We start from the raw sequence: 10,985 nt of genomic DNA on the forward strand, positions 1-10,985 counted from the left end.
TCGTCGCCATACGTTGTTCGATGCTTGCGACATCGTCTTTCGTTGCCATACGTTGCTCGATGCTTACGACATCGTCTTTTGTTGCCATACGTTGCTCGATGCTCGCGATATCGTCCTTTGTAGCCATTGTCTGTTCGATATGGCTGACGCGGCTTTCTAATGCGCGAATGTCATTTGTTAACATAGCAACGTCCTCTTTCGTTGCCATGTTTGCGCGCAAAAATGCCAGCTCATCAAAAATGCGCTGCAACAACTGTTCCACCACATTCACCTCCTTTTTTCTTTTCTATTATATCATCATTCGACAAAAAGAGAGAGATCGAACAGAACATACGACAAAAAATTTTGAATTTTTTCTTTAAGTACATATATTGTCCATGTAAAATAGTAATATATTGTTATAAAAGATGGTAAATGAATGTTTTACATAAAAGGGCATCATTATATATAACATTTCTATACTAATGGAGTGAAACATGGTGAATGGGCAACGTTCGAAATCTGGGCGAATTTTGTCAATATATGACCGATTGCGCGAGGGAGAGACGATTTTAAAAAAGCAAGAAGCGGCTCGGTTTGATGTAAATGAAAAAACAATCCAAAGGGATATTGACGATTTGCGAGCATATATTGCAGACACGTTTTATGATTTAGTGACAATCGAATATGATCGACAAAAGAAAGGATACGTATGGCGAGAGAAAGAAACGAAACAAGGGTATTTAGCGAATGAAGATATTCTTATCCTAGCAAAAATATTGCTTGAAAGTCGTGCACTCAAAATAGAAGAAATGAATGAGCTACTTGATAAGCTCATTTCATCAGCTAATACAAAATCGCGTTCGTTTATTGAAAACATCATTAAAAATGAACGTTTTCATTATGTATCTTTGCATCATCATAAACCGCTTATCCGCTTCATTTGGGATTTAAGTGAAGCGGTTTACATGAAGAAGATGGTCATTGTCGAGTATAAAAAGGAGGGTAGTGACGAAACCGTTGTAAGAAAACTAAAGCCTGTAGGTATTGTATTTTCTGAGTATTATTTTTATCTCATCGCTTTTTTAACAGACTATGAGTTTGATTTTCCAACGATTTATCGCGTAGATCGAATTGTTTGCTATGAAGTGACCGAGGAGCGTTTCAAATTGGACTACGCGACGAGGTTCGAAGAAGGCGAGTTTCGCAAACGAGTCCAATTTATGCACCCTGGTGAGCTAATGAAAATTACGTTTCGTTTCTGGGGTCCTTCGTTACAAGCGATTTTAGATCGCTTGCCAACGGCGAAAGTAATTGGGAAAGATGGACAAGCGTTCATCATCGAGGCGGAAGTATACGGTCGCGGCATTAAAATGTGGCTATTGAGCCAAGCGCAATTTTTGGAGGTGATGAAACCGAAAGAATTTCGCGAAGAGATGAGAAAGACGATTGAAGAGATGTTGGGGAATTATACTCAAACTTAGAATCACTAGGCACTTTTAGAAGTTTCATTACGAAGACGTGTAGAAAGAGGAATGATGCAACAGTGGTTGAAAATAGTAAGCCTTTTAATCGAAGTATAGATAGTTTTGATTATTACAAGTTTATTTGCTCGTTTTCTTATCGTAATCATCCAATTTGTTACGAAAGTGACGAACTTCGTAAAGCATACGCAACATTACTACACTATTATGCGCAAAAAGATGAGCAATATATGAAATACTATAAATCAATTGCTCTTTTGTATGAACATAGTTTTAGTATTTCACTCGAAGAAACACAGTTGTTAGAAACTCATGTGAGATTTCAATTTGTAAAGCAAGTTCGCAAGACGAGATGGAGTTTCAAAAAAATGAGACTCCGAATATATAGCTACAAATATTTGTTTTTTGCAAATTATTTGTTACTCATATATGGCCGTTGTTCGCTTGATAATCCCTCTATTCAAGCAGTGAAACAAGACTTGGAGATTAATGATCGGGATGCACAGTTCGTTATTTATTTTACAAACTCCCTGAAGAGTGGGGATTTTGAAACTGCAAAATCATATGCAGAGCAAAAAAAATTTGAGCATTTAACCTTTTATTACGATGTATACAAAAAACAGATCAATTTTTTGGCAACTGAAGAAAAAAGATGTTTGATTGTTGGAACAATGAGTGCGGGTAAATCCACTTTTCTAAATAGTTTAGTGGGGAAGGACGTATTTCCTGCGCAGAATGAAGCATGTACTGCCAAAGCGTTTGTTTATGTTCATCGCCCCTATATGGAACATTTTATTGTGCAACATGATAAAAATGCACTTTTTGAATACGTGATTAATGATATCGAACGTACGATGAAAAAGCTGAATGAGAACGAGATAGTTGAAGAAGTATTTATAGAGGGAAGTATGTCAGAGGTGTTAGACATTAAAAATAGAGTTGTACTAATCGATACGCCGGGAACGAATAACTCAATAAATCGCATCCATGAAAAAAATACTTTGGAGGCGATACGAAATGCGCATTACGATACAATCTTTTATATTATGAACGCAACTCAACTCGGCACGAATGATGATCTTCGATTGCTTAATTTCGTCAAAGAATATATTTCTAATAATCCTGGCAAACAAGTTGTGTTTATTGTGAATAAAGCAGACGAAATTGATGAAGAGGCAAATGAATCGCTACAACAATTGCTAGAAAGTGCAAAAACATACGTACAACAAAACGGATTTGAAAATCCACATATGATGTTATTTTCTGCTTATATTAGTCTCCTTTGTCAAAAAGTCTTGCACGGTGAAACTTTAACAAGAAGAGAGCGAATTCAATTTGATTTCTTTTACAATCATTTTTCAAAAGAAACACAAGATTTAACAAAATACACCACCATACCTTATGCGTTTCACTCAGACATTTCTTATGAACAACGAGAAATAAAAATAAAAGATACAACTTATGACATTGAACGCATTTACACTGTTTTAAAACATTCGGGCATATATCAAATAAAAAATTTTATATAGTTGAGGAGGAACATTAGACATGATTCAAGTGTATATCAAATACAATCCGTTCACTGTAGAAACAATCGTTGAAGTAGATGGGAAAAATATAATGGAAAACGATAAGTTTAGTAAATATAAAAACGAAAGATTGCAAGTATGGATGCATGAATTGCTTCCAATGTTAATGGAAGAGTTGAATGAAGATCATTTACATATTCGTTTTCAAGGAACGTTGCCTGACTATGAAGATATGATAGGAATTTGCAAAACATTCCCTTCCGTTTCTGTTGAGCATATTCCAGCGAAAGAAAGTGGGGACAAAATAGAAGAGTTGAAAAAATTAGTTGAACATATGCAAAAAGGCCCATTCGAATCGCTACGTAGCAAAAAGGTGAAGGGGAATTTTGATAAAGCGTTAGATAGCGAGTTTGAAATTGCCGTGGTTGCGACGATGAGTGCTGGAAAATCCACGTTAATTAATGCGCTGTTAGGAAAAGAGCTAATGCCGTCTAAAAATCAAGCGTGTACGGCTACCATTTTCCGAATTAAAAATGTCCCCGAGTGTTCCACTTATTCTGCCGTTTGTTATGATGCCGATGGAAATGAACTTGTCGCTAAAGACGATGTCACCATTGATGATATGAGGGAACTTAATGAAAGAAAAGAAATAAATGTTATTGAAGTGAAAGGGAATATTCCAGCAATCTCTACAAAGAAAATGAACTTAGTGTTAGTCGATACTCCAGGGCCGAATAACTCAGTTGATCAAAGTCATCGCGATCATACGTACCGGGTCATTAAAGATGATAACAAACCGATGGTTTTATATGTGTTAAATGGAACTCAATTGGGTACAGATGACGATTATATTCTGTTACGTAGCGTTGCAGAAGCGATGAAGGTAGGAGGGAAACAGTCGAAAGATCGATTTATTTTTGCGCTGAATAAAGCTGATGAATTTGATCCGGAAAACGGGGAAGATATACGTGAAGTTTTAGAGCGTGTTAGAAACTATTTAGAATTACACGGAATTGAAAATCCAAACATTTATCCTGTATCAGCTGAAACGGCAAAAGTCATTCGCATGCATCAACAAGGACTACGATTAACTAGGCATCAGGAAAATACATTAAAAGGGATCAATTTATTTATTGAAGAGCCAATTATGCACTTAGAGCAATATGCTCCGTTAAGCCAATCGTTGAAAAACGAAATCGCAGACGAAATTATGATGGCAAGAGACCAACATGATCTTTATACAGAAGCGCTTTATCATTCTGGCGTTCCGGCTATTGAAAAAGCGATTAACGAATATTTAGAAAAATATGCGGTCACATCGAAAATAACAAATGCGGTAAACTCATTCAAAAAAATTGTTGAAAGAGAGAGTATCGTACAAAAACTTCAAGAGGAGATGAAAAGCGATGAACAAAAGCGTCAAGAAATTTACAACGAGATGGTGCGAATAGAAAAAGAGTTAAAACAAGGTAAAAAAGCGAAGCTTTTTAGAAAAAAAATTGACAACTTAACGCTTAAAAACGCCAAAAACGACATTGAAAAAGTAAGACATAAAATCTTTCATGACAAACTGCAAAAAATTACTGATAAATTTCGAAATGAAGACGTTCCGAAATACGAAGCGTACACTATTTTAAATCGTGTCAAAAAAGATGTAGAAGCTTTACAAAGTGATGCGATTACAGATTTAGAAAAAGCAATAACAGAAGGGCTACACAATGATGCCCAAAAATATATAAACGAGTATCGCGCATACATTCGTGACATCGCTGGTTTTGAAGAAGGGAAATGGGAAGCAGGAGCACCAATCGAATTTTTTGAGGCAGATTTACCTGATGCAGATGATTTAATTGATTCATACACATACGAAAAGAATGTGAAAGTTGGTACAGAATGGGTAAGAAATGAAAATAAAAAATGGTATAAACCGTGGACATGGTTTTCGTCTACATACATCGAAAAAGATGTGTATGAAAAAATGGAATATGTAAAAATGGATGAGTTTGTGGAAGATTTTTTACAAGATTTTCGTTATTCATTAGAAGAAAATTTTGCGAATGCGTTGAAACACTTAGAACAAGAAAAAGAAAGGTTAAAGCACCATGTTCTCTCTGAAATTGATCGACTTGAGGAAGTAATGAAATCACGAGTGCAACAACTGAAAGAAATAGCAAGTGAGGGCGATGAATTAGAAAAACGAATGAAAGAAAATGAAAAGAAAAAGCAGTGGCTTGACGATTTTATTTCTCGTTTAGACGCTATTCTTGAAATATAGTTTGGAAAGGATGATAAGTTCGATGACATTTTTAGAGCGAGCCATTCAAGAAAAAAATATTCAAAAAATTCGTAGTGCCATTGGTTCATATATTATGGCAGATCCCCTCGATCGACGTGGGGAAACAGTAGGTGCCGTTCGGAAAGCAGAAGCAGCAGGAATTCATATTTGGGAAAAACATGATGGGAGAGATTTCAGACATGACCGCACACAGTGGGACAAAGAGTATTTTACATTATTGCAAGCGCAGTTAATGACTAATTTTTCAAAAGAGCGCTTTGAGCATACGCTAGAAGTAGGAAAAGAAGTATACAAAGAAGAGCGAAAAGCTCAGATGTCTGAATCTCCTACGCAAAGTAAAAAATATGCAGTATCAAAGCAAAAGCCGAGGTCATCGGGAAAGGACATGGCTTTCGGAATGGTGGTGATTGGGGCAATAATAGCAATGCTTTATTATTTGATGAAAAAATAAGTGAGCGCGGTTTAAAACGAACAGGGATCAATAAAAAAAATAAAAATGAAGAGTTGTTTAAAGACACACAGCGAATTTCGGTTACTTCCCGAAATAAAAAATAATGAGATTGCGAGGAGTTTCTCATGAATGCACTTGACGTTCGTAAAGAAAATGATCTTATTCAATCGTTTCAACTAGCAAGTGAATTTGTCGAGAAGAATTACTTGGCTGAATTAACAGCACATGAGGTGGTTCCTACACCGCCTCATGTCGAAAGTGTAACAGTGAGACAACACATTCGATTATTTAAAATAACTAAAATTGTTTATGATCGCAATGAAGACATTTCAGAGAAGCTTATTAGCGTCTTTAATACAGTTGGTAATTTAAATCATTCACTCATTTTCATTCTCGATAGCAAAGCAGAATATGTTGATTTATATATTGGGGTGCGCGCAATTGATTTACAGCAAAACATAAATGAAGCAAAAGAAGGACTACGTAAAAGCTTTCATGGGCATTTCCCAGGAACAGAGCTTCATAATCTACGGAATAGCGAAATCGAGAAAATTGTATGTGATTTATTCCAATCACGTTTCATTGAATCCAACAAAGTCATTACATCTGTTTCAGGTATTCCGGCGCTAAAAGATGTAGATAAAAAAAGCTACATACAAGGATTAGAAAAATTAATTGATTCAATGAAAGGAGAAACATTTTCGGCTATATTTATTGCTGATCCGGTTCAACCAAAAGCGGTCAATCAAATTTATCAAGGATACGAAACATTGTATTCACAGCTTGTCCCCTTTCAGCATACCGAACTCTCTTTTAGTGAAAACGATAGCAAAGCAGTGACAGAAGGAATTAGTAAAGGCGTTACAAACACAATTAGTGAGAGTATCGCGAAAACACAGAGCTATACAAACGGCTCAACAAAAGGAACATCATACAGTGAAAGTACTTCTAAAGGAATAGGGATAGGTGGGGTTCTGAGAGCAGCAGGTGGTGGAATAAATTTCGGAACAACAGCGGGAGAAACGACTAGTTCAACAGTAAGCAAATCTTATACGGATGGAACTACTCAAACAGACGGAACATCGAAATCGGATACATTTACAAAAAACAATTCGGAAACATATACGGAAGGCACAGGAAGAAGTTTGCAAATTAAGTTTGAAAATAAATCTGTTACAAATTTACTTGCAAAAATTGATGAACAGCTAAAAAGATTAAAAGATTCAGAAGATTACGGTTTATGGAATTGTGCTTGCTACTTTATTGCTGAAGATGTTCAGACAGCAAAAATAGCAGCTAGTACGTACCAATCTATTATACGCGGGGACAATTCTTCTATTGAACACTCTGTTATTAATACGTGGAATAATGATAACTATGAAAAGCTAGAAATGGTTACGAAGTATTTAAGAAAATTGCATCATCCGCTTATTCGTTTGGAAGTAAATAATGGTTTGAATGTTCCTCACGTATCTCCCGGAACGCTAATCAATGGGAAAGAGCTCACGATTAGTTTAGGGTTACCGAGAAAGCCGATCAGTGGATTACCTGTTGTAGAAGCAGTAGAATTTGGGAGAAACGTTTGGACATATGACATGGATGATGATAAAAAGGCGAAAATAAAAATAGGGAAAATATTCCACATGGGGCGAGCTGAAAAAACAGAAGTTTCCCTTAATTTACACAGCTTATCTATGCATACATTTATCACAGGTTCAACGGGCTCTGGTAAATCGAATACAGTATATACATTACTAAATCGTTTAGATCAGGAGAATATAAAGTTTCTCGTTATTGAACCAGCTAAAGGGGAATATAAACAAGTATTTGGTGGTAGAAAAAATGTTCATGTTTTCGGTACGAATCCAAATTTTGCGACTTTGTTGAAAATTAATCCGTTTCAATTTCCAAAAAATATTCATGTGTTAGAGCATATTGACCGATTGATTGAAATTTTTAACGCTTGTTGGCCGATGTATGCGGCAATGCCGGCGATTTTGAAGGAGGCGATTGAACAAAGTTATGAACAGTGTGGCTGGGACTTAGAGGAATCAATCAATGTTTACGAAAATCCAATCTTCCCAACGTTCCAAGAGTTACTTATCACATTGCCTGAAGTTATTTCTCATTCCGCCTATTCTCAAGATACAAAAAACGACTATATCGGTGCTTTAGTGACAAGAGTTCATTCACTAACGAATGGTTTAATTGGGCGTATGTTTTCTAGGGATGAAACGGACAATGACATATTGTTTGATCAAAATTGTTTGATTGACTTAAGCCGTGTCGGTTCAACAGAAACGAAGGCACTTGTCATGGGAATTTTATTGATGCGATTACAAGAACATCGCATGTCGTCCACATCTCGAATGAATCATCAATTAAAACACGTCACTGTACTGGAAGAAGCGCACCATTTATTAAGACGTACGAATTTTGATCAAGCTCAAGAAAGCGCTAATCTTCAAGGAAAAGCGGTTGAAATGTTAACAAATGCGATTGCAGAAATGCGAACATATGGTGAAGGATTCATTATTGTGGATCAGTCTCCAGGGTTGTTAGATCGTTCAGTCATTCGAAACACGAATACGAAAATCATCCTTCGTCTACCAGACAAATATGATCGTGAGGACATTGGACAAGCCGCAACGCTGAACGAACACCAAATCAATGAGGTAGCAAAGTTAAAAACAGGTGTTGCTGTTGTTTATCAAAATAACTGGATCGAACCTGTTTTATGTGAAATTGATGAGTTTACTTACGCCATCCCTTACATTCATGCAAGTGATATTAACAACGATAACAAGCAAATGAAAAGCGATATGATTAAATTGCTTTTAGGTGGACGTGTGTTACCTGAACAGAGGCTTGACTTAAGCTATCTCGATATGCGCTCGCTCGTAAAATGGCTAGAACAGAGTAAGATTAACTCGAAAGAAAAACAAATATTAATTGATAACTTGCTGCAATACATGAAAACAGGAACAATGGACGTTTGGGAACAAGAGGGATATGAGGATCTGTCCCATCTTGTAGCAGTCTTTTTGCCTGTCGAAAAACTATTTAGTTTTGCGAAAAATGCAAAAAATTTTAGTGAATGGAATGAACGAATACGTTTAGCGTTGCAGAAGTATGTCGATTTCAATGGAAATGATGCATATGAGAAGGCGCTTATTCAATGTATTCTTCGTGAAAAATCAAAGGAAAACAACGCGTTTAGAGATTTTTATTTTAAGTGGGTTGAACATTACCGAAGGGAGGATGGGGTATGATTGAGGCTTTTGTATCGGAAATGGTGAAAAAAGAAATTAACGATTTATCGTCAAAAAATATCCCTAAATTTGTAAAAGATTTAAGCGTCAATGAGGTATTAAGTTATATCGACGCAGACAAACCTTTATATGAACAAGAACTAAGCAGAAAGGATATTATCGACTTTAATCGCCTTAGCGGTGATTTGCGCGAGATGGAAGTATATGATCAGTTAAAAGAAAAGTACCCTGAACAAGAAGGATATAAGACGTTAAGTGAAGTGTACTTACGAAATGAGGAAGGGAATATTCCCAAAGACGATGTGACAGAGCAAGCTCGAAGAATTGATTTTGTTGTTGTGAAAGATGGACAAGTAGTTGATTCAATCGAAGTGACGTCAACGACAGCTCCAAAGGAAGAACAGCTAGCAAAAGAGGCAAGAATTCGTTATGGTGGTGGGAACTATATAAAAGATCAAGAAACAGGAGAATTGTACCATTTTCCATCAGAAATACAAACACGTGTGTGGAGGTTGGAATGAGTGAGATCGATAAAAGTGTATGATAAAGCCAAATGGCACTTGGAATCACAAAGTAGTGCCTCATACGAGGAAAAGATCCAGCATCTTGTTATGATTATGAATTGGTTAAAAAATCAAGGACTTTTGAACGAATATGGTTTAGAAGTTTATGAGCTGGGCATTGATGAGGAATTTTCTTTAACATCACAAATGTTAACTAGTAAAGGAAAAAAATTATTAGATGAGTATTACGATAAGTGGCTAGAAAATTACAAATATGGTGAAGTTTCTTCTTTAGAAATTTTATCCAATATTTTGTAGTTTCTGCTTTTGTTAAGAAGGAAAAAGGTTTATTTTTAAAATATTGTTAAGGGGGGAGAGGAATAAAATGAAAAAGTTTTTATCACTTTTTTTCATAATTTTATTGGGGATCATAGCTACAACAGGTTGTTCATCTGAACAATCATCTACAAGTAAAAATGACGACAAAAAACAAGAATCGAAAGAACCATTATCAAAAGAAGAATTTGAAAAAATGATTTCTAATCCAGATAAATATAAAGGCTCCAAAGTAGACTTCTATGCTAAAATTTTTGTGGAGCCAGAGAAAGATGATGACGGTGTTTATATTCAAGCATTTGCTGATCCAAAAAATAGTGAACAGAATGTACTCGTTGTAGCAGAACCGAATACAAATGTAAAAAATGAAGATATTATTCATGTGATTGGGACAGTAAGAGAATCATTTGAAGGAGAAAATGCATTAGGTGGAAAAGTTACAGCCCCAATTATCGATGCTGAAAAGATAGAGAAGGCAGATTATGTAACGGCTTTTTCTAAACCAATCAAAGCAATTGAAGTGAATAAAGAAATCAATCAGCATGGCTATACTGTAAAGCTTAATAAAGTAGAGATTGCGGAGGATGAAACAAGAGCATATGTTACAATCTCTAATCAAAGCAATAACAAAATCAACTTTTGGGAGCATAGTGCAAAGCTTTTAGTTGGAAATACACAACATGAGAAAGCAGATAACTTTGAAGCAGATTATCCTGAGGTACCGTCTGATATTTTGCCTAACACAAATGTAGAAGCGATTATTCCTTTTCCGGCTATTGATCCAAACGAACAAGTAATTAAATTTTATTTCGAAGGAAGTTCCGAAAACTATGATATTGATATTCAGCCGTTTCAATTTGAAGTAAACATCCCTCAACAATAAAAAACGGAAAGTGAGAGGACTTTACTAGTCACATCCTCTCACTTTCTTTCTATTCATTACTGTAGATGAGCAAATTTGCTAACATAAATTTACAACCAAACAAAAAAGAAGAGTAACTATTCAGCCACATCATAAAGTGAGCTGAATATTTCCTTCTTTCCTTGTCTATCCTGAAAACAAAATTTGGCAAAAAACAGCCCCCACCTAGCCTTTGGAATATAATTTCCAAAGGAAGGTATTAAAGTTTATATA

At 35.7% G+C, this 10,985-nt stretch carries 8 protein-coding genes and 1 pseudogene; 8 read left to right on the top strand and 1 reads right to left on the bottom strand.

What is annotated here, in order from left to right:
- Positions 1–262 (bottom strand): annotated as a pseudogene (locus ACYQY7_RS12975) (hypothetical protein); the annotation flags it as partial.
- Positions 263–479: 217 nt separating this feature from the next.
- On the opposite strand from ACYQY7_RS12975, the gene ACYQY7_RS12980 reads away from it, so the two are divergent.
- The 8 genes from ACYQY7_RS12980 to ACYQY7_RS13015 all read left to right on the top strand — a co-directional run bounded on the left by ACYQY7_RS12980 (position 480) and on the right by ACYQY7_RS13015 (position 10,733).
- On the top strand, positions 480–1,463 hold the full coding sequence (locus tag ACYQY7_RS12980; RefSeq protein WP_461202658.1) for a helix-turn-helix transcriptional regulator: 984 nt from the start codon (positions 480–482) through the stop codon (positions 1,461–1,463).
- 62 nt (positions 1,464–1,525) lie between these two features.
- Positions 1,526–2,992 carry a dynamin family protein gene (locus ACYQY7_RS12985; protein WP_461202660.1) on the top strand — a complete coding sequence of 489 codons (1,467 nt, stop codon included), beginning with the start codon at positions 1,526–1,528 and terminating at the stop codon, positions 2,990–2,992.
- Between the two features lie 19 nt (positions 2,993–3,011).
- Positions 3,012–5,267: a dynamin family protein gene (locus ACYQY7_RS12990; protein WP_461202662.1), complete on the top strand. Its 2,256-nt coding sequence runs from the start codon at positions 3,012–3,014 to the stop codon at positions 5,265–5,267.
- A gap of 22 nt (positions 5,268–5,289) precedes the next feature.
- Entirely contained in the window at positions 5,290–5,739 is a 450-nt protein-coding gene (locus ACYQY7_RS12995) for a hypothetical protein (protein ID WP_461202664.1), read from the top strand.
- Between the two features lie 125 nt (positions 5,740–5,864).
- Entirely contained in the window at positions 5,865–9,011 is a 3,147-nt protein-coding gene (locus tag ACYQY7_RS13000; RefSeq protein WP_461202666.1) for an ATP-binding protein, read from the top strand.
- Complete coding sequence (locus ACYQY7_RS13005; RefSeq protein ID WP_461202668.1) at positions 9,008–9,532, top strand: hypothetical protein; 525 nt, start codon at positions 9,008–9,010, stop codon at positions 9,530–9,532. Before ACYQY7_RS13000 ends, ACYQY7_RS13005 begins: the two co-directional genes overlap by 4 nt.
- Positions 9,533–9,832, top strand: coding sequence for a hypothetical protein (locus tag ACYQY7_RS13010; RefSeq protein WP_032099772.1), 300 nt, complete (start codon positions 9,533–9,535; stop codon positions 9,830–9,832).
- A 67-nt stretch (positions 9,833–9,899) separates the two neighbouring features.
- Positions 9,900–10,733 carry a DUF4352 domain-containing protein gene (locus tag ACYQY7_RS13015; RefSeq protein ID WP_461202670.1) on the top strand — a complete coding sequence of 278 codons (834 nt, stop codon included), beginning with the start codon at positions 9,900–9,902 and terminating at the stop codon, positions 10,731–10,733.
- Positions 10,734–10,985: the final 252 nt, after the last annotated feature.

Source organism: Anoxybacillus sp. TBDG-1 (genome assembly GCF_054815885.1).

Coding starts and splice junctions, on each gene's coding strand:
- ACYQY7_RS13005 (WP_461202668.1), top strand. CDS start 9,008: ATGATTGAGGCTTTTGTATCGGAAATGGTGAAAAAAGAAATTAACGAT.
- ACYQY7_RS12995 (WP_461202664.1), top strand. CDS start 5,290: ATGACATTTTTAGAGCGAGCCATTCAAGAAAAAAATATTCAAAAAATT.
- ACYQY7_RS12990 (WP_461202662.1), top strand. CDS start 3,012: ATGATTCAAGTGTATATCAAATACAATCCGTTCACTGTAGAAACAATC.
- ACYQY7_RS13015 (WP_461202670.1), top strand. CDS start 9,900: ATGAAAAAGTTTTTATCACTTTTTTTCATAATTTTATTGGGGATCATA.
- ACYQY7_RS13000 (WP_461202666.1), top strand. CDS start 5,865: ATGAATGCACTTGACGTTCGTAAAGAAAATGATCTTATTCAATCGTTT.